Source organism: Microbacterium sp. HJ5, from assembly GCF_054824025.1.
Window position 1 is genome coordinate 19901 of the sequence record NZ_JSYE01000002.1, and the last position, 20269, is coordinate 40169.

At 71.7% G+C, this 20269-nt stretch carries 14 protein-coding genes and 2 pseudogenes; 6 read left to right on the forward strand and 10 right to left on the reverse strand.

The genetic code is table 11. The annotated features are described in order from the left end of the window. Positions 1-35 precede the first annotated feature (35 nt). From OB08_RS00640 to OB08_RS00650, 3 genes are all read left to right on the forward strand, one after another. Positions 36-617, forward strand: a complete 582-nt coding sequence (locus OB08_RS00640; protein WP_461471069.1) for a hypothetical protein — start codon at positions 36-38, stop codon at positions 615-617. A 106-nt stretch (positions 618-723) separates the two neighbouring features. After that, positions 724-1458: a YcnI family copper-binding membrane protein gene (locus OB08_RS00645; RefSeq protein ID WP_461471071.1), complete on the forward strand. Its 735-nt coding sequence runs from the start codon at positions 724-726 to the stop codon at positions 1456-1458. A 90-nt stretch (positions 1459-1548) separates the two neighbouring features. Next, on the forward strand, positions 1549-3213 hold the full coding sequence (locus OB08_RS00650) for a Mur ligase family protein (RefSeq protein WP_461471073.1): 1665 nt from the start codon (positions 1549-1551) through the stop codon (positions 3211-3213). Positions 3214-3228: 15 nt separating this feature from the next. On the opposite strand, the gene dxr is transcribed toward OB08_RS00650, so the two are convergent. Both dxr and OB08_RS00660 read right to left on the reverse strand, forming a co-directional pair. Beyond that, positions 3229-4314, reverse strand: a complete 1086-nt coding sequence (gene dxr / locus OB08_RS00655; RefSeq protein WP_461471075.1) for a 1-deoxy-D-xylulose-5-phosphate reductoisomerase — start codon at positions 4312-4314, stop codon at positions 3229-3231. 25 nt (positions 4315-4339) lie between these two features. Continuing rightward, positions 4340-5278: an FKBP-type peptidyl-prolyl cis-trans isomerase gene (locus OB08_RS00660; RefSeq protein WP_461471077.1), complete on the reverse strand. Its 939-nt coding sequence runs from the start codon at positions 5276-5278 to the stop codon at positions 4340-4342. Positions 5279-5471: 193 nt separating this feature from the next. On the opposite strand from OB08_RS00660, the gene OB08_RS00665 reads away from it, so the two are divergent. Next, positions 5472-6188, forward strand: a complete 717-nt coding sequence (locus OB08_RS00665) for a lysophospholipid acyltransferase family protein (RefSeq protein ID WP_461471096.1) — start codon at positions 5472-5474, stop codon at positions 6186-6188. An 8-nt stretch (positions 6189-6196) separates the two neighbouring features. Here OB08_RS00665 and OB08_RS00670 read toward each other — a convergent pair whose 3' ends face one another. Next, entirely contained in the window at positions 6197-6673 is a 477-nt protein-coding gene (locus tag OB08_RS00670; RefSeq protein ID WP_461471079.1) for an OsmC family protein, read from the reverse strand. Positions 6674-6724: 51 nt separating this feature from the next. On the opposite strand from OB08_RS00670, the pseudogene OB08_RS00675 reads away from it, so the two are divergent. Then, a pseudogene (locus OB08_RS00675) lies at positions 6725-7713 on the forward strand (asparaginase). 56 nt (positions 7714-7769) lie between these two features. Then, positions 7770-8885, forward strand: a complete 1116-nt coding sequence (gene ald, locus OB08_RS00680; RefSeq protein WP_461471081.1) for an alanine dehydrogenase — start codon at positions 7770-7772, stop codon at positions 8883-8885. 24 nt (positions 8886-8909) lie between these two features. On the opposite strand, the gene OB08_RS00685 is transcribed toward ald, so the two are convergent. The 7 genes and pseudogenes from OB08_RS00685 to OB08_RS00715 all read right to left on the reverse strand — a co-directional run. After that, a complete protein-coding gene (locus OB08_RS00685) occupies positions 8910-9737 on the reverse strand; it encodes a serine protein kinase RIO (RefSeq protein ID WP_461471083.1) in 828 nt (275 codons plus the stop codon). A gap of 205 nt (positions 9738-9942) precedes the next feature. Then, positions 9943-11511, reverse strand: a complete 1569-nt coding sequence (locus tag OB08_RS00690; RefSeq protein ID WP_461471085.1) for an APC family permease — start codon at positions 11509-11511, stop codon at positions 9943-9945. A 32-nt stretch (positions 11512-11543) separates the two neighbouring features. Then, positions 11544-14402, reverse strand: a complete 2859-nt coding sequence (locus tag OB08_RS00695) for an FtsK/SpoIIIE domain-containing protein (protein ID WP_461471086.1) — start codon at positions 14400-14402, stop codon at positions 11544-11546. 67 nt (positions 14403-14469) lie between these two features. Continuing rightward, a complete protein-coding gene (locus OB08_RS00700; RefSeq protein WP_461471088.1) occupies positions 14470-15342 on the reverse strand; it encodes a PP2C family protein-serine/threonine phosphatase in 873 nt (290 codons plus the stop codon). Positions 15343-15393: 51 nt separating this feature from the next. After that, positions 15394-17406 (reverse strand): annotated as a pseudogene (locus OB08_RS00705) (ABC transporter ATP-binding protein). Between the two features lie 26 nt (positions 17407-17432). Further along, a complete protein-coding gene (locus OB08_RS00710; RefSeq protein WP_461471098.1) occupies positions 17433-19163 on the reverse strand; it encodes an ABC transporter ATP-binding protein in 1731 nt (576 codons plus the stop codon). A gap of 140 nt (positions 19164-19303) precedes the next feature. Beyond that, positions 19304-20269: aldo/keto reductase (locus OB08_RS00715; RefSeq protein WP_461471090.1), on the reverse strand; the 966-nt coding region annotated here is incomplete at its 5' end.

Sequence of the window (20269 nt, forward strand, 5' to 3'; positions counted from 1 at the left end):
ACGTCGTCGCCTAGGCTCTGACGGAGGAGGCTGCCGTGACCCCACGCCATGTGCGCGCGCTGCGCGGTGCCACGGCTGCATGGATCGCGACCGTCCTGGCTGCGACCTCCCACACGCTCGCGGGCGGCGGAGCACCCCCGCCCCTGCTCGTCGGCGTCCTGGGCATCCTCGCCTCGCCGGTCGCCATCGCGCTGATCGGCCGGCGCCTGTCGGCGTGGCGCGTCGGTGCGGCGGTCGTCGCCAGCCAGGCCCTCTTCCACGTCGCCTTCACCCTGACGGCCGGTGTCGGGACCGCCGGCGTGGCCGGCCACGTGCACCGTCCCGTCCTCGAGGGCTCCGCGGCCACGACCGCCCTGCTGCCCGACGCACCCATGCTCGCGGGGCATCTGATCGCGGCGGCGACGACGATGATCGTCCTCCATCAGGGCGAGCGGATGCTGCGCGCCCTCGGCCGCGGCATCCGCTCACTGCTCCGTCGCGCCGACGCCCCCGCGCCCGCGCCGTCTGTGTCGCCGCGGCGCATCACCGTGCTCGTGCGAGAGCCCGGTGCCACCGGAGTCGTCCTCTCCGACCTCTCCCGGCGCGGACCCCCGTCTTCCGTCATCGCGGTCCTCTGACCGCGGCATCCCACCGGTCCGGCGTCCGATGCGCCCGGGCCGCTGTTCCGTGCACCCGCGCGAGGACGACGAGCGTCGCCTCGTGCCTCTGACGAAAGACATCTCCATGAACACCGCCACCACCGCTTCCGCTCCCGCCCGCCGCACCGGCCGCACCGGCGGCCGCCTCGCCCTCGGCGTCGCCGCAGGCGTCATCCTCGCCGTCGGCGTGCCGCTCGCCGCATCCGCGCACGTGCACGTCGACCCGGGCACCGCCGCTGCGGGGTCGACCGAGACCCTGACGTTCTCGTTCTCGCACGGCTGCGACGGCTCACCCACGACCGCCCTCGTCATCGACATCCCGGAGGGCGTTGGCAACGCGACCCCGATCGTCCAAGGCGGGTGGACGATCTCCCGCGAGGAGGGCGCGGACGGCATCCCGACCCAGGTCACCTTCATGAGCGACACCCCTGTCGAGGATCACCTCAAGGCCACCGTCTCGATGGACGTGCTGTTCGACGAGTCGGCGGCCGATTCGACCCTCGCGTTCCCTGTGACGCAGACGTGCGTCGAGGGTGAGACGGCATGGACCGAGGTCGCCGAGGACGGCCAGGACCCGCACGACCTGGACGCACCGGCACCTCTCGTCGTGGTCGGAGCCGTCGCCGCCGAGGGAGAGCACGGCCACGGCTCTGCCGCGGCGGGCGCCGATGAGCATGCCGAAGCGGATGCCGGTGCCGACGCGGCCCCGGCATCCGACCCTGTCGCGCGCTGGCTCGCCGCCGGCGGACTGCTCGCCGGCATCGCGGCCCTCGTGATCGTGCTCGTGCGCGGCCGGGGCGCCAAGACGTCCCGGAGCTGACCCGCGGAGGAGGGCGCCGCGCGGGCGCCCTCCTCCCCCGCTGTGGACGGCGTGGGGCTGTCGCCCTCCGGATGAGAGGATGGAGGCGCCATGCCGACCGACGCGCCTTCGAACCTTCCTCCCGTCCTCCGACCGGACGCGCCGCCCGTTCACACCCTCGACGAACTGGCCGCCCGCTTCGGCGTCGAGGTGCGCGGCGCCTCCGCCGGCGTGACGCTCACGGGGCTCACGCTCGCCACCGCCGACCTGCGCCCCGGCGACGTGTTCGTCGCCGTGCGCGGGGTGAACCGTCACGGAGCCGAGTTCTCGGCAGCGGCCGCCGAGAAGGGCGCGGTCGCCGTCGTCACCGATGCGGCGGGGGCCGACCTCGCCGCCGCGAGCGGCCTGCCCGTCGTGGTCGTCGACGACCCCCGCGGATTCCTCGGCGACCTGTCAGCGTGGGTGTACAGCACGGGGCGCGACGACCGGCTGCCGATCCTCTTCGGCACGACCGGCACCAACGGCAAGACGAGCGTCTCCCACCTCCTCGAGGGCATCCTCGCGCAGCTGGGCGCCGTGACGGGTCTGTCGTCGACCGCCGAGCGCCACATCGCCGGTCAGGTCATCGTGTCGCGGCTCACGACTCCCGAGGCGTACGAGATGCACGCACTCCTCGCCCTCATGCGCGAGCGCGGCGTCGAGGCGGTCGCCGTCGAGGTGAGCGCCCAGGCCCTCAGCCGCCGCCGCGTCGACGGCATCGTCTTCGACGTCGCCGGCTTCACCAATCTCACCCACGACCACCTCGACGACTACGCCGACATGCGCGAGTACTTCGAGGCCAAGCTGCCGCTGTTCCTGCCCGACCGCTCGCGCCGCGCCGTCGTGTGCATCGACTCCGATCAGGGCGCCGAGGTCGTCGCACGCAGCCAGGTGCCGACCCTCACGGTGGGCACGCCCGCCTTGGCGTCGGATCCGGATGCCGCGGCCGCCGCCGACTGGGTGGTCGAGATCCTCGATGAGCGTCAGGTCGGCACCGAGTTCCGGCTCACCGCTCGCGACGGACGCAGCCTCACGACCCTCGTGCCGGTCATCGGACGCCACATGGCCGCGAACGCCGGCCTCGCGATCGTGATGATCCTCGAAGGCGGCTACGCGTGGGAGCGACTGGTCGAGGCTCTCGACGGCGGGCGCATCGACGCCTACCTCCCGGGCCGCACCGAGCTCGTCTCGGGCGACAGCGGCCCGGCGGTCTACGTCGACTTCGGCCACTCCCCCGACGCGTTCGAGAAGACGCTCGCCGCGGTGCGGCGCGTCACGCCGGGCACCGTCGTGATGCTGTTCGGCGCAGACGGCGATCGCGACGCGACGAAGCGCCACGACATGGGCCGCACCGCCATCGAGGGCAGCGACATCCTCATCGTCACCGACCACCACCCGCGCCACGAGGATCCCGACTCGATCCGCGCGACCCTCCTCGAGGGCGCGCGCCGGGCGCAACCGGACGCCGACATCCGCGAGTTCTCACCGCCCGAGCGGGCCATCCTCGAGGCGGTCGCGCTCGTCGGCGACGGAGACGCGATCCTCTGGGCCGGGCCCGGTCACCAGGACTACCGCGACATCCGCGGCATCCGCACCCCCTACTCGGCGCGCGAGCTCGCCCGACGGGCGCTGCGCGGCGCGGGCTGGGCCGTGCCCGACCCGCACTGGCCGGTGCCGTATCCCGCGGACGAGACCCCGGCATCCGACCCGGAGCGTCCGGCGTACCCCGAGGCCTGAGCGCACTCCGCGCAGTCAGGCAGCCGCGGCGATCGCCTTGTCGGCGGTCTCCCTCGCCCACCGCTCCGCCTCGGCGAGCGACTCGCGGGTGAGGGCGCCGGGCGCCTCGTGGGCGTCGACCACCCGGTCGACCGTGTCGACGATGCCCGGGAAGCTGAGCCGACCCTCGTGGAAGGCGTCGACGGCCTGCTCGTTCGCCGCGTTGAACACCGCCGGATAGGTGCCGCCGGCGCGGCCGACCCGCTTGGCGAGCCGCACGGCGGGAAACGCGTCGTCGTCGAGGGGCTCGAAGGTCCACGCCGTCGCGGCCGTCCAGTCGAGCGGTCGTCCGACGCCGGCGACCCGGTTCGGCCAGTCGAGGCCGAGCGAGATGGGCAGCCGCATGTCGGGAGGCGACGCCTGGGCGATGGTCGACCCGTCGGTGAACTCGACCATCGAGTGGACGATGGACTGCGGGTGCACGACGACGTCGATCTCGGCGTATGGCACGCCGAACAGCAGATGCGCCTCGATGACCTCGAGCCCCTTGTTCACCAGCGTGGCGGAGTTCGTCGTCACGACTCTGCCCATGTCCCACGTGGGGTGCGCGAGCGCCTGGTCGGGCGTCACATCGGCGAGTGAGGCGCGCGACCGCCCGCGGAACGGGCCGCCCGACGCCGTCAGGACGAGCCGGCGCACCTCGGCGCGCGACCCCGAGCGCAGCGCCTGGGCGATCGCCGAGTGCTCCGAGTCCACCGGGACGATCTGGCCCGGCTGCGCGATCGCCGTCACGAGGTCGCCGCCGACGATCAGCGACTCCTTGTTGGCCAGCGCGAGGGTGCGACCGCATTCGAGGGCGGCGAGGGTCGGTCCGAGGCCCACCGAGCCGGTGATGCCGTTGAGCACCACGTCGGCCTCGACGTCGCGCACCAGCTGCTCCGCCTCGGCGGCACCGAGCGCGACGTGCTCGACGCCGAACTCCTCGGCCTGGCTCTGCAGCGCGTCGCGGTTCGAGCCCGCGGACAAGCCCACGACCTCGAATCGGGCCGGATTCGACCTCATGACGTCGAGCGCCTGAGTGCCGATGGATCCGGTCGAGCCGAGGACGAGGACGCGTCGCATCGGATCAGCCTACGGGCGGACCGCCTTACGGGCGGGTCGCCTCGATGATGTTCACCACGAAGACCAGCGTCTCGCCGGCGAGCTCGTGCTCGCTCGACCCGGCCTCGCCGTAGCCGCACGCCGGCGGCATCGACACGAGGACGGTCGACCCGACCGTCTGACCCTCGAGCGCACGCTGGAAGCCGGTCACGACACCGGTGGTCGTGAAGGTCGCGGGCGTGCCGCTCTCCCAGCTGGAGTCGAAGACGCTGCCGTCGCTCCACTTGACGCCGGTGTAGTTCACCGTGACGCTGTCGCCCGGCTCGACCACGTCGCCGTCGCCCTCTTCGAGCACCTCGAGCTGGACGTCGGCGGGGGCGTCGGCGTCGGGGATCGTGACGGTGGGCACGCCCTCGCCGGAGAACTCGACGCTCGGGAAGTCGGGACCGGGCTCGGTCACGGCGCACCACTCGTCGGCCGGCGTGACCTCGAGCACGTCGATCACGTAGATCTGCGCGGCTCCTTCGCCGCTGGCCGGGACCGTCATCGCGATGCGCGAGCCCTCGGTCGCGCAGCCGAAGTAGGCGTCCGCGCCGGAGCCGATCGTGATGGGCATGGCCGGGAGGGGCGCGTCGCCGAATCCGGCCTCCTGGAGGGACTCCCCCGTCGACGCGTCGAAGACCGCCAGAGCGTACGAGACGTAGTCGCCGTCGGCGATGGCGGTGCCGTCGCCCTCGACGACGACGGTGCGCTCGGCGCTCTCGACCTCGAGCGGAGCGGTGAACTCGGCCGTCGCGGACTCGCCCACCTCGCCGCCGACCGTGATCGTGCCGACGACGTCACCGTCGGGCGCGGCGGAGGCGCACAGGTCGGCGCCGGTGGCGTCGGCCGTGGGGGTCGCTTCCGGCGCGGCGCTCGAGCAGCCCGCGAGAAGAAGGGCCGACAGCGCGGCGACGGACAGAGCGGCGAGCGGGCGAATGCGCACGGTGGAACCTCTGGTCGAAAACAAGGGGAGGTCCCATCCTTTCGCATCTTTCCTCTGACTGCGCTGAGAACCTGCCATGCCGATACCGGAATGGAATGAGGGGTACCCTCTACGGGTGACTTCCGACCTCGTGCCCGACGCGTCCGAACCGGCCGTCGACGCACCGGAAGACCCGGCGGCGCCGGTGACGCGGATGGGCGCGACGTACTTCCTCGGGCGCTTCGTGCTCACCCCGCTCGCGCGCGTGCTGTACCGGCCCCACCTCGAGGGGCGTTCCCTCGTGCCCAAGTCCGGTCCGGTCATCTTCGCCAGCAATCACCTGTCCTTCCTCGACTCGATCGCGATCCCCGTCGCCGCGCCGCGGCCCGTCCACTTCCTGGCGAAGGCCAGCTACTTCGACGGCCCGGGCCTCAAGGGCTGGGCGTCGAAGGAGTTCTTCACGGCGATCGGCGCGATCCCCGTCAAGCGCGGCGCCGGCCAGGCGGCCCTCGACGCCCTCGATCAGCAGCGAGTGCTGCTCGAGCAGGGAAAGGCCGTCGCGCTCTATCCCGAAGGCACCCGCTCGCTCGACGGCCGTCTCTACAAGGGGCGCACCGGCGTGGCGTTCCTGGCCCTGCAGACCGGCGCGCCGGTCGTGCCGGTGGGCCTGATCGGCACCGACGCCGTCATGCCGGTCGGCGCGAAGCTCCCGTCGGTCAAGCACCGGGTGACGGTGAAGTTCGGCGAGCCCCTCGACCTCGCGCACCACGGTCCCGCGACCTCGGGCAGGGCGCGGCGCCTCGCGACCGACGACATCATGGCCGCGATCCACGCGCTGTCGGGTCAGGAGCTCGCGAACGCCTACAACGAGGCGCCGGCGCAGAACCCGATCGACCGCATCAAGCAGGTCCTGCCTCACGAGCGGCGCTGACCCGAGCGTCAGGGAGCGGCGACCTCGATCGTCGGCTCGTGGCGCACCGGGAAATTCACCGAGTTGGCGATGAAGCACCATGCGTTCGCCTGCGCGTGCGCGGCGGTCGCGGCATCCGTCATCGATGCCTCGGCGACGGTCACGCGCGGCCTCAGCACCACCTCGCGGAACGCGCCGCCGCCGTGACCGTCCTCCACCATGAGCCCCGACGCGTCGTCCTCGTAGGCGACGACGACGACGCCGGCCTGGACGCACGCGTGCAGGTACGACAGAAGGTGGCATTCGCTCAGGGAAGCCAGAAGCAGATCCTCTGGATTCCAGCGGCTCGGATCGCCGCGGAACGGCTTGTCGGACGAGGCGAGCAGCTCGGGCTTGCCGTCGATCCGTATCGTCACCGCCCGGTCGTAGTCACGGTACCCGGAGGTGCCGGTGCCCCGATCTCCGGTCCACGTCGTCCGGACGGAGTATCGATGCTCTCCCCACATGTGCACAGTCTGTCATGCGGTGGCGCCGAGCCGCGGCGGTAGGCTTGCCGGGTGCCGCAGACCTTCGCCGCAGCCGACGCCGTCGAGCTCGCCGTCGTCGACCGCAGCGGATTCGTCGAGTCCCGTCACTCCGGGATCGCGGTCGTGCTCGCGCCCGACGGAACGATCGCCGCGAAGCTCGGCGACCCCACGTCGCTGGTCCTCCCCCGCTCGAGTCTCAAGCCCCTCCAGGCGCTCGCGTGCCTCTCGGCCGGCGCTCCGCTCGAGGGGGAGCGGCTGGCCCTTGCGACCGCGAGCCACTCGGCACCGACCGTCATGTGGCCGTCGTGCGCGACATCCTCGCGGCGGCCGGTCTGGGCGAGGAGGACCTCGGGTGCCCGCCCGCATGGCCGGGTGACACCGCGACGCGCGACGAGCTGGTGCGCGACCGTGCCGAGCCGTCGCGTGTCCGCATGAACTGCTCCGGCAAGCACGCGGCGATGCTCCTGACCTGCGTCACCAACGGCTGGGACCCGGCGGGCTACCTCTCGCCCGAGCATCCGCTCCAGCTCCATGTCCGCGAGGTCGTCGAACGCCTCCTCGGCGAGAAGACCGCGGCCACCGCGATCGACGGCTGCGGCGCACCGGTGTACGCCACGACCCTCTTCGGTCTCGCGCGCGCGATCCACCGCATCGGCAACTCCTCGACCACCTCGCCCTTCGCACTGCACCGCAGCGCCGGAGCCCTCGTTCAGGCGGTGCGTGAGAGCCCGTGGACGATCGACGGCCCCGGACGGCCCGACACGATCGCGATCGAGAGCCTCGGCGTATTCGCGAAGGGCGGCGCCGAGGGCGTCATGGTGATGGTCGCGCCGGACGGCACGACGGTCGCCTTGAAGATGCTCGACGGCAGCGGTCGGGCGGCGACGGCGGTCGCGTTGCGGCTGCTCGAGCGGGCCGGGGCTCTGCCGGCGTCCGACGTGACCGCGACCATGCAGAAGCTTCCCCTGTCGATCAGCGGCGGCGGGCAGGATGTCGGGGCGATCCGCCCCGCTTTCTAGAGGCGCTCCCACAAGGAGCCCGAGCGCTCCAACGGCGGAGCGGAAAGGATCACACGATGAGGATCAGCGTCCCCACCGAGGTGAAGAACAACGAGTACCGGGTGGCCTTGACCCCCGCGGGCGTCCACGATCTCGTCGCGGCCGGCCACGAGGTCTTCGTGCAGCGCGGCGCCGGCGTCGGCTCCTCCATGCCCGACGCCGAGTACGAGGCTGCGGGAGCGACCCTGCTCGACGACGCCGCCGACGTCTGGGCGCGCGCGGAGCTGCTGCTCAAGGTCAAGGAGCCGATCGCGAGCGAGTACCAGTACTTCCGCGACGACCTGGTGCTGTTCACCTACCTCCACCTCGCCGCCGACCGGCCTCTCACCGACCGGCTCGTCGCCGACCGTGTGACGGCCATCGCATACGAGACGGTCCAGATCGCCGGCGGCGGCCTGCCGCTGCTGGCTCCCATGAGCGAGGTCGCCGGCCGGCTCGCTCCGACCGTCGGCGCTGCGACACTCATGCGCTCCGCCGGAGGCCTCGGGCTCCTGATGTCGGGCGTGCCCGGCACCCGCCCGGCGCGCGTGACCGTCATCGGCGGCGGCGTGGCGGGCGCGAACGCCGCGGTCATCGCCGTCGGCATGGGCGCCGACGTGACCGTGTTCGACACCAACGTTCAGCGCCTCCGCTACCTCGACGACCACTTCCAGGGCCGCATCAAGACCGCGGCGTCCAACCCGTTCGACCTCGACAAGGCCGTCGTCGACTCCGACCTCGTGATCGGCTCGGTGCTGATCCCCGGCGCCAAGGCGCCCAAGCTCGTGACCAACGAGATGGTGTCGCGCATGCGCCCGGGCAGCGTGCTCGTCGACATCGCGGTCGACCAGGGCGGCTGCTTCGAGGACACCCGGCCCACGACGCACGCCGACCCGACCTTCCCTGTGCACGGCAGCGTGTTCTACTGCGTCGCCAACATGCCCGGCGCCGTGCCCAACACGTCCACCTCGGCGCTCACGAACGCGACCCTCCCCTACATCCGCCAGATCGCCCGGCGCGGCTGGCAGGAGGCTCTGCGAGCGGATGCCGCGCTCGCAGGCGGCCTCAACACGGTGGGCGGCCGGGTGGTCAACGCCGGCGTCGCCACGGCGCACGGCATGGACCTGGCGCCGCTCGAGGCGGCGCTCGCCTGACACCGTCGACGCTCGTGGCCCGGCTCACCAGAGCTGGGCCACGAGGTTGGCGAAGAGCGTCTCGGAGTCGGCATCCGCTCCCCTGCGCCGGAACCACGTGCACACGTTGACGACGTCTCGGTAGAGGAAGTCGAGCCCGCCGGGGTTGGCGGCCAAGTCGACCAGCTGGGGCAGATCGATCACCACCACGCGGCCCTCGTGGAGCAGCAGGTTGTAGGCCGACAGGTCGCCGTGTGCGTGGCCGCTGCGCGCGAAGGAGGCGAGGATCGCGGCGACCTGAGCGAACGCGTCGTCGCACTCCCGCTGCGTGAGCCGCACCTGCGCGAGCCGAGGGGCGGCTGTGCGTCCGTGCCCGATGAACTCCATCAGCAGCTCGGTGCCGCTCAGCTGCACCGGGTACGGGACCGGGATGCCCGCCGACCACGCGGTGCGGAGCGCTGCGAACTCGCTCGACGCCCAGTGCGCCGCGGCGACGGTCCTTCCGTAGGACGACCTGCCCGCGACGGCGCGGGCATCGCGCGTGTTGCGCATCCGGCGGCCCTCCTCGTAGCGGTGCGAGCGCTCGAAGTCGGAGTGATCGCTGCCGTGATAGCGCTTCGCCGCGATGAGACAGCCGTCCTGACCGGGCAGGGCACGTTCGAGCAGGAAGACGTCCGCCTCCTTGCCTGTCTTGACGATGCCGAGCTCGGTGTCGAAGGCGGCGGCCGACGTCTCGAGCCACGTCGGGTGCGGCAGCGGGCCGCGCTCGGTCGGCGAAGACGACGGCCACGTGGACCATCGCTGACCGGGGCCGGGCTCGGCGTCGAGAAACTGCAGGGACTCGGCGGATCCGCCGAAGGGGTCGTATGACATGTAGGGATGCTCCGGAGCGGAGGCCACCTACTGCGTCAGACGGTGACCTCGGGGAAAGGGATGCGGGCAGGGCGCGCTGCAAGAACGGCCATCACGGTCTCCCTTCGTGTTCCGGTGGGTGTCGGGCGCTGTCATCCTAGGGCGACGGGCCGAGCCGCGCGGCGAACCGTTACCGGATCGTCGCCGCGGCCCGTCCGCGCTCCGTTCAGGCCAGCCCGCCGTCGATCGATCGGCTGAAGTCGGCGGGGTCCTCCGGCACCAGGACCGGCGTCTCGCGATTGAGGCTCTCGCCGCGGAAGAACGGCTTGGCCCGCGGGAAGAAGAACCACAGGAACATCAGCAGCACGCCGAAGGCGAGAGCGCCGATCCCCATGAGGAAGGTGCTGCCGATCCCCCACAGCCCGCCGCCGTAGCCGTAATCGAGGTCGTACATGTCGATGGCCGACTGGACGAACGCGTAGGTGAGCATGAGCGCACCGAGCAGCGGGAAGAGGAACTTGTAGAAGAAGTTCCGCGGGGACGTGAACAGCTCGCGACGGAAGTACCAGACGCACGCGTAGCCCGTGATGCCGTAGTAGAAGGCGATCGCGAGACCGAGCGACAGGATCGAGTCCTGGAGGATGTTGTCGCTGATGAGCGTCATGCCCACGTAGTAGACGATGGCCACGACTCCCATGACGATCGTCGAGAACGACGGGGTCTTGTAGCGCGGATGAACGGTGGCGAACCGCCGTGGGAGCGCCTTGTACGCGGCCATCGCGAGGGTGCCTCGCGCCGTCGGCAGGATCGTGGTCTGCGTCGACGAGATGGCCGAGATCATCACGGAGACGACGAGCACCCACCCGAGCGGGCCGAGGAGTCCGTCCTTGATGGCGAGGAAGAAGTCGTCGGCGTTCGCCTCGTTGCCGAGGCCGGTGCCCGAGTCGCCCAGCCCCGCGTACATCATCGCGGCGACCGTGACGCCGACGTAGGTGACGAGCAGGATGACGGTCGTCAGCAGCGCCGCCCGGCCGGGGATGCGCTTGGGGTCCTTGGTCTCCTCGTTGAGGGCCAGGCAGGTGTCCCATCCCCAGTAGATGAACAGCGCGAGCAGGATCGCCTCGATGAAGCCGGACCACTCCGTGAAGGCGAACGGGTTGAACCACGACCAGTCGAACGGGGTCGCGTCGGGGGCGGACCCGGCGAAGAAGTGCCACAGCGCCGCGACCACGAAGAGGGCCAGTGCCGCGTACTGGATGGCGAGAAGCACGTTCTGGATGCGCTCGCCGATCTCCACCCCGCGCCAGCTCACCCACGTCATGGCGGCGATGAACACGACGCCGGTCGCTGTCACGACGGAGACGTTGTCTGCCAGCAGCGCCTCGTCGGGCGAGCGGACGATCCCGTCGACCAGCGCCCAGAAGTAGATGCCGGCGATCTGCGCGAGGTTCGCCAGCACGACCATGCCGGCGACGGCGACTCCCCAGCCGCCGAGCCAGCCCACCCAGGGACCGAAGGCCTTCGTGCCCCAGGTGAACGTCGTGCCGCAGTCGGGCACGGCGTTGTTGAGCTCGCGGTACGCGAAGGCGATGAACAGCATCGGCACGAAGGCGATGACGAAGGCGATCGGCGCCTGAGCGCCGACCGCGAGCACGACGAAGCCGAGCGTCGCGACCAGCGAATAGACGGGGGCGGTGGAGGCGAGGCCGATGACCGTCGAGCCCCAGAGTCCGAGCGTCCCTGCTGCGAGTCCTTTGCCTGCCGGCCGTTCGAGATCGATGGGGGTTGTAGACACAACTGCGAAGCTATGGCGCGCCCGGAAGAGGGTCAAGGGCGCCACGGATGACGGTTCGGCCGGACTTCCCCGCGGGGAAGGACGATGCGCACGGCCTCGGCTCCGCCCGACACCAGCCACGCTCTGCCGCTGCCCGCCTCGCAGTGCGGCGGCAAGGAGCGCGTGCCGGTCAGCAGTCGGAACTCCGCGGCGCAGGACGTGTCGATCGCCAGGTCGTGGTCACCGCGGATGTCGGCGAGGAGCCGCCAGTGCCGCTGCCAGTCATCGGGCTCGCCCACGAGCACCACGGGCGCGTCGGCCGAGACCGATGGGTCGGCCGTGTACCCGTCGACCGACGCGGTGCGGATCCCGCCCGACTCCCACACGGCGAGAGCGGCGCGTGCGACGGGCGATCGGCGGGTCACGAAGCCGGTCAGCCGCGCGCGCGGGTGCCATTCGGCGGCTTCGCGCGTGGGCGAGACGCCCAGGGCGGGCGAGAGGACGACCTGCAGGTCGACGCCGTCGAGGACACCGCGCCCGGCGGGAGCGCCCGAGACGAAGCTCGCCGGGTCGCCGCCGGCGGCGAGGTGGTCGGCTCGGGCGGGGAACGGGAGCAGGAGCCGCCGCGGGAACAGATCGGCCAGGCGGGACGTCGCCCCCGCCAGCCTGTGCGCGCCGGCGACGACCAGGATGCCGAGGGCGCCGGCGCGCCGCAGCAGCTCCTCCACGCGCTCGAGCACCACCTGTGCGTGGTCCGGAGGAAGGCGCGTGGCCACGGCGTCGAGATCGTCGATGCAGACGACGCTCCCGGGTGGGGGCGGCTCGGCGGCGAGCGCGGCGAGGGAGTCCCACAGTGCTTCGGGTTCAGCGGGGACGCGTATCGCCCGCGCGCCGGCCTGCGCGGCGACGAGGGTCACGGCGTTGGTGGTCCCCGACCCTGCGCCGCCGAGCACCAGAAGACCCCGATCAGTCGTGTCGATCGTCGCCACCCGCTGGCGCTGGAACGCGGGTTCGTCGGCGAGTCCGAGGATGAACCCGCCCGACGACGACCGCGGAACGAGCTCGTCGAGCGTGATCCGGGACGGGAGAGCGGGGAGCCACGGCCGACGCGGCGCACCGTCGCCCGCGCGGGCGATCGCCGCCGCGACGTCTCCTGAGTCGGACATCGCGATGCGGACGGGGCGGGGCCTCGTGTCGCCGGCCCGGCGCACGTACGCCGAACCGCGACCGTCCGCTCCCCCGGGCAGCAGGGCGGCATCGTCTGTGCCGAGCACGCTCCGGCTGTCGGCGGGATCGGTCACGCGCAGGCTGATCCGCAGTGGACAGTTGGCCAGGAGGCTGTCGCGGATCACGCCGGACGCCCGCTGCGTGCCGAGCACCAGATGGATGCCGAGGGCGCGCCCGCGCGCGGCGACGTCCGCGAACACCGCGTGCAGCTCGGGATGGTCGCCGAGCAGCGCGGCGAACTCGTCGACCACCACGACCAGCCGCGGCAGCGCCACCCGCGGATCGAGGATGTCACGGGCCCCCGCTCCGGCGATGGCGGCTTCGCGCACGCGCACCTCCGCCCGCAGGCTCTCGATCGCCCGGCGTGCGCCCGCGCCGTCGAGGTCGGTGATCACGCCGGTGACGTGGGGCACCTCGGCGAGCGCGTCGAATGCGGTGCCGCCCTTGAAGTCGGCCAGGAGGAAGGTCACCTCGCTCGTGGTGCGGGAACGGCACAGGGAGAGGATCCACGTGATCAGCAGCTCGCTCTTGCCCGAGCCGGTGACGCCTGCGACGACTGCGTGAGGCCCGTCGGAGACGAGGTCGACGACCGCCGGCGTGTGGCCCTCGACCCCGATCGCGGCGGCGAGCGTGCCGGCGCGATCGGCCGGCGCGTCGCCGACGATGTCGGCCAGCGCGATCGGGCTGTCGCTGCGCGCGCGGATGCCGAGCACGCGCTCCGCCCGTTCGGCGAGCATGACCGCGAGCGCGGCCGCCTGTTCGGCTGCGAGTCCTTCGACGCTCACGCTCGCCGTCTCGCCGTTCTGCTCCACGGTCGCGGCGCCGGGCGCCCGCACTGTCAGCACGGCACCGCACTGCGGCGGCAGCGGCTCGCCCGGCGCGCGCCGCGCGATCACCACGTCGGCCTCCGGCGGGACGGCGCCGCCCGGCTCCACGAGCCCCAGCCGACGAGGAGCGCCGACGGAGCGATGCGGGAGAGCCTCGGCCCACGCGAGGCCGGCGGGCAGCGCCCCCACGATCGCCAGGTCCCCCGGCGGCGTCGCCATGCACAGCTGCACGGCGAGGGCGCGCTGCACGGCGCCCGCCACGGCATCGCCGCCGACCACCACGACCCCGCGCGTCGCCGAGACGGTCACCGGCGCATGCGCGAGTCTGCTCGCGCGGGCCCGGAGGGACGCGGCATCCGGATCCCCCTCTCCGCCGCTCACGCGCACGGCGCTCGACGTCTCGCCCTCGCCGATCACCAGCGCGTCGGAGCGGCCGGGCGTACCCCGCCAGATCTCGTCCTCGCGTGCGAGGAAGGACGCGACATCCGGATGCCGCGCCCACAGGCGCCGCCGCTCGGCGTCGTGGCGAGCGGTCACCGCACGCGCGACCTCTCCGCGGACACGTGCTGTCTCGGCGTCGTGGCGGCGCCGATCGCGGCGCGCGCTGCGCGCCGCGTCGGCCATCGTCGCGAAGGCGATCAGTGGTCCGAGCGCCGCGAGCCACAGCGACAGCACCGAACCGGTCACGAGCCACAGCCCGATCGCTCCGACGACCGGCACGATCGCCGCCACCACCGGCAGAGGCGGGCGGGGAGGCGGGGTCCACGCGGCGGGAAGGGTCAGCGTCTCGGCGTCGAGGGGGCTGTCGACGGCGGCGATCGGCGGGGCGGACTCGGTCAGACGCGGGGCGAAGGGCACACTTCAAGTAGAGGCGCCCATGCGGCCCGGGCGAGCGGGTCCGTCGAGAGCCGTGGACGCGGGCGTGTCAGTCGGAGGCTGTGGAGGAGCCGTCGGCGTCGGCAGCCTCGTGGTCGTCCGCGGCAGCCCGCGGCGTCGCGGCGCGCGGATCGGTGTCGGGGTCGGACGCGGCGGGAGCCGTCCCGACGTCGAGGACGATGATGGTGATGTTGTCGCGGCCGCCGTTCTCGAGAGCGGCGTCGAGCATCGCCGTCACCGCGTCGGCGGGGTCGGCATTCTCGTCGAGGAAGTGACGGATGCCGTAGTCGGTGAGCTCTTTCGTGAGCCCGTCGGAGCAGATGACGAAGCGGTCGCCCTCTGCCACGTCGAGCCGCACGTAGTCGGGCGTGACCCCCTCGCTCGGCCCCACGGCGCGCGTGATGACGTTGCCGTAGGGGTGGTTCTCGGCCTCTTCCGGGCTGAGGCGCCCCGAGGCGATCAGTTCCTGCACCACCGAGTGGTCTGTGGTGATCTGCACGATCGCCCCGTCGCGCACCAGGTACACCCGGGAGTCGCCGATGTTGAGGGTCACCCAGTGCGGCGCCTCGCCGGCGGTGTCGAGGTAGACGCCGGTCAGCGTGGTGCCGGTGCCGTCGTCGGTCGCCTCGGGGTGCGAGGCGATGTCCTTGACGGCGCGCACGAGGGCCTTCTCGATCGCCTTGGGCGTGACGGTTCCGGCATCCGTCATCATCTTGAGCCGGTCGATCGTGCTCGCGCTGGCGATCTCGCCGCCGACGTGCCCGCCCATGCCGTCGGCGACGACGAAAAGCGGGTACGACGCGAACATGGCGTCCTGGTTGACCTCGCGGCGACGGCCTGTGTCGGTGACGGCGGCCCATCTCAGCTCGAGCGGCTGGCCCGACAGGGTGACCGTGTGCGACTGGGTGGAAACCTCGGGCACGCCCCTGTCCTCCCGGTCGAGTTTCGCGCGGCCCGGCGGCCTGGCGCGTCCTCACATACTAGTGGGTTCGTCCCCCGCACCCTCGGCGGCGGCCGTCGCCGACGCGCCGGGAGCGGGCGCTCCGACGGCCACCGGACCGTCGAGCACCTCCTCGTCCATGGGCGCCTCGAACTGGGCGTTGTACAGCCGCCGGTACGCGCCGCGCGCAGCGAGCAGCTCGTCGTGCGTGCCCTGCTCCACGATCGACCCGGACTCCATCACGAGGATGAGGTCGGCATCGCGGATGGTGGAGAGGCGGTGCGCGATGACGAATGCCGTGCGGTCGGCGCGCAGGCGCGACATCGCGCGCTGGATGAGCAGCTCGGTGCGCGTGTCGACCGAGCTCGTCGCCTCGTCGAGGATCAGGATGCGCGGGTCGGCCAGGAACGCGCGCGCGATCGTCACGAGCTGCCGTTCGCCGACGCTCAGGTTCGTCGCCTCGTCGTCGAGCACGGTGTCGTACCCGTCCGGGAGCGCGTGCACGAACCGGTCGACGTACGCCGCCGTGGCGGCCTCGACGATCTCCTACTCCGTCGCATCCGGCCGCCCGTACGCGATGTTCTCGCGGATGGTCCCGGAGAAGAGCCACGTGTCCTGCAGCACCATGCCGGTGCGCGCGCGCAGGTCGTCTCGGGTCATGCGGCGCGTGTCGACGCCGTCGAGGGTGATGCGCCCGCCGTCGACGTCGTAGAAGCGCATGATGAGGTTGACCAGCGTCGTCTTCCCCGCGCCGGTGGGCCCCACGATCGCGACGGTGCTGCCGGGCTCCGCCGCCAGCGACAGGTCGTCGATGAGCGGCGTGTCGGCGGCGTAGCGGAACGAGACGTCCTCGAACGCCAGGTGGCTCGCCGACTCGGGCGCGGACTCGGCGGGATCCGCGTCGGGATCCTCCTCCGACTCGTCGAGCAGCTCGAACACCCGCTCGGCGCTCGCGACGCCCGACTGGAGCAGATTGGCCATCGAGCCGAGCTGGCTGAGCGGCTGCGTGAACTGGCGCGAGTACTGGATGAACGCCTGCACGTCGCCGATCGACAGCAGGCCGGCGGCGACCTGCAGCCCGCCGACGACCGCGATCGCGACGTAGACGAGGTTCCCGATGAACATCATCGACGGCATGATCACGCCCGAGATGAACTGGGCGCCGAAGCTCGCCTTGTACAGCTCGTCGTTCTCGGCGCGGAAGTCGGCCTCTACCTCCTTCTGGTGGCCGAACACCTTCACGATGGAGTGCCCCGAGAAGGTCTCCTCGACTCGGGCGTTGAGGGTGCCGGTGTGCTTCTACTGCGCGACGAAGAGCTTCTGCGAGCGCTTCGCGACCAGCACCGTCACAACGAGGGTGAGAGGGATCGTGACGAGTGCGATCACCGCCAGCAGCGGCGAGATGAGGAACATCGCGACCAGCACTCCGATGACGGTGAGCAGCGAGATCACGACCTGAGACAGCGTCTGCTGCATCGTCTGACCGATGTTGTCGACGTCGTTGGTGACGCGACTCAGCAGCTCGCCGCGCTGGACCTTGTCGAAGTACGACAGGGGCAGACGATGGACCTTGTCCTCGACCTGGAGGCGAAGGCGGTGCATCGCTCGCTGCACGACGCCGTTGAGGATGCGCGCCTGCAGCCAGCCGAAGACGCTCGCGAGCACGTAGACGGCGAGGACGGCGGCGAGGATCCACGCCAGCTGCTCGAAGTCGACGCCCGCGCCGGGCACGAAGTCGGTCGAGGCGATCAGGTTCGCCCGGTCGACGTCGCCCTCTGCGGTCAGGCCGTCGATGATCTGCTGCTTCGTCATGTCCGGCGGGACGTTGAGCGAGACGAAGCCCGCGAACACCACGTTCGTCGCATCGCCGAGCAGCTTCGGGCCGACGACGGTGAGCACCACCGACATCACCGAGAACACGAGCACGACGATGAGCGCCGGCATGTCGGTGCGGAGCGTGTTCAGCAGCCGTTTCGCGCTCGGACCGAAGTTCTGCGCCTTCTCGCCGCCGCCGACCTGTCCCATGGGGCCGCGCTGCATCGGCATGCGCCGGAGCGCGCTCTGCTGGCCGCTCATGCCGCCTCCGCCGCGAGCTGGGACTCGACGATCTCGATGTAGGTCTCGCACGTCTCGACGAGCTCGTCGTGGGTGCCGAGGCCGACCATCCGTCCGTGGTCGAGCACGACGATCTGATCGGCGTGACGGATCGTGGAGACCCGCTGCGCGACCACGATCCTCGTCGCATCGGGCAGCTGCATGTCGAGTGCGCGCCGGAGCGCGGCATCCGTCGCCAGATCCAGCGCCGAGAACGAGTCGTCGAAGATGTAGACCTCGGGCCGCTTGACCAGCGCTCGCGCGATCGCGAGCCGCTGCCGCTGCCCACCGGAGACGTTCGTGCCGCCCTGTGCGATCGGCGCCTCGAGGCCCTCGGGCAGGGCCGCCACGAATTCCTTCGCCTGGGCGAGGTCCAGCGCATTCCACAGGTCGTCGTCGGTCGCCTCGCCGTTGCCGTACCGGAGGTTCGACGCGATGGTCCCCGAGAACAGAAACGCCCGCTGCTGCACGAGGCCGATCCGCTGCCACAGCTCGTCCGGGTCGTATGCGCGGACGTCGACGCCGTCGACCTTCACCGACCCCTCGGTGACGTCGAACAGGCGCGCCACCAGGCCGATGAGCGTGGTCTTGCCTGCTCCGGTGGAGCCGATGATCGCGGTCGTCGTGCCCGGCTCGACGGTGAAGGTCAGGTCGTGGAGCACGGCCTCGTCGGCGCCGGGGTACGCGAAGTCGACGCCGTCGAACTCGACCCGGCCCGCGGGGACGGGAGCGGATGCCGCGACCGTGGGAGCCGAGACCGACGGCGCCGTCTCGAGCACCTCGCCGATGCGATTCGCGCAGACCGCCGCGCGCGGGATCATCACGAACATGAAGGTCGCCATCATGACGCCCATGAGGATCTGCATCAGATACTGCAGGAACGCGAACAGCGTGCCGATCTCGACGCCGTTGTCCTGCACCTGGAACGCGCCGAACCAGATCACCGCGACGCTCGAGACGTTCATGACCAGCATCACGGCCGGGAACATGAGGGCGATGAGGTTGCCGGCGCGCAGCGCGGTCTCCTGGACGTCGGCGCTCGCCCGCTCGAACCGCGCCTGCTCCTCGCGCTCGCGCACGAACGCGCGGACGACCCTGATGCCGGTGAGCTGCTCCCGCATGATCTGGTTCACCCGGTCGATGCGCTTCTGCATCTTCGTGAACGCCGGAACCATGCGCCAGACGATCAGCCCGACGATCACCAGCAGCACGGGGATCGCGACGGCCATGAGCCACGAGAGGCCTGCGTCCTGGCGCACCGCGAAGATGACGCCGCCGATGGCGAGGATCGGCGCCGAGACCATCAGCGTCGCCGACACCTGCACGAGCATCTGCACCTGCTGCACGTCGTTGGTGTTGCGGGTGATGAGCGACGGTGCGCCGAACTGGCCCACCTCGCGCTGCGAGAAGTCGACGACGCGGTGGAAGAGGTCACCGCGCAGGTCGCGCCCCATCCCCATCGCGAGGCGCGAGCCGAAGTACACCGCGACGATGGCGCACACGACCTGCACCAGGCTGATCCCCAGCATCACGCCGCCGGTCTGCCAGATGTAGGGGATGTCACCGGTCACGACGCCGTTGTCGATGATGGCGGCGTTCAGCGTCGGCAGCAGGAGCGACGCGGTCGACTGGGCGAACTGGAACACCACGACGGCGATGATGAGCGCCCACGCTGGGCGCAGATACCGCACCAGGAGCTTGCCGAGCACCACGGTCCTTTCGGTGCGCCGTCGGCGCCGCGCGAGCGGCCTGCGCACAGAGAGCGACGCTACGCCTGGCCGCGCGTGGGTGACAAGCGTCCTCGTACGCCCTCGGCGAACGACCGGACCGTGCTGTCCGCGCCCGCGGGTCAGACCTTCGCGCCCGGGTCCTCCGGCAGAGGGAACAGCTCGTCGATCGCGGCGACATCGGCGGCGGTCGGCGACCAGGCCGAGGCGGCCCGGGCATTGGCCCGCACCTGCTCGGGGCTCGTCGCCCCGGCGATCACGCTCGCCAGCACGGGCTTCGCCAGCAGCCAGCCGAAGGTCGCCTGCAGCATCGTGATGCCGCGCGCGTCGCAGAACGCCTGGAACGCCTCGAGCGCATCCCACGGCGCCTCCGCCCACACGTGCTGCCGCTGGCGCATGATCCGCGAGTCCGCGGGCGCGTGGTCGCGCGTGAACTTGCCGGTCAGCAGCCCGTTGTGCAGCGGGAAGTACGGCAGGAAGCCCAGCCCGAAGCGCTCCGACGCGGGCAGCACCTCGCGTTCGGCCGCCCGCGCGAGCAGGCTGTAGTGGTTCTGCGCCGACACGAACGGCACGCCGGCGCGCTCGGCCGCGACGTAGTGCGCCTCGGCGATCTGCCAGCCCGACAGGTTCGAGTGGCCGATGTAGCGCACCTTGCCCTCGCGCACGAGGTCGGCGAGCACATCGAGGGTCTCCTCGATCGGTGTCGCGGGGTCGGGCGTGTGCAGCTGGTAGAGGTCGATCCAGTCGGTCTGAAGGCGGGAGAGGGATGCCTCCACCGCGCGTCGCACGTACGACCGCGACCCCTTCGCTCCGGACACGCCGTAGCCCATGTCGCGTCCGGAGTGGCCGAACTTGGTGGCCAGCACGACACTGTCGCGCCGGCCGCGGAGCGCCTCGCCCATGAGCGTCTCGGAGAGCCCCGGATCCTTCCCGTACATGTCGGCCGTGTCGAGGAAGGTCACTCCGGCGTCGATCGCCGCGTCGAGCACCTCGCGGGTGCCTGCGAGCGTCTCGGTGCGGGTTCCCGCCCGCCCGAAGTTGTTGCAGCCGAGGCCGACGGCGGACACGAGCAGACCGGAGGCGCCGAC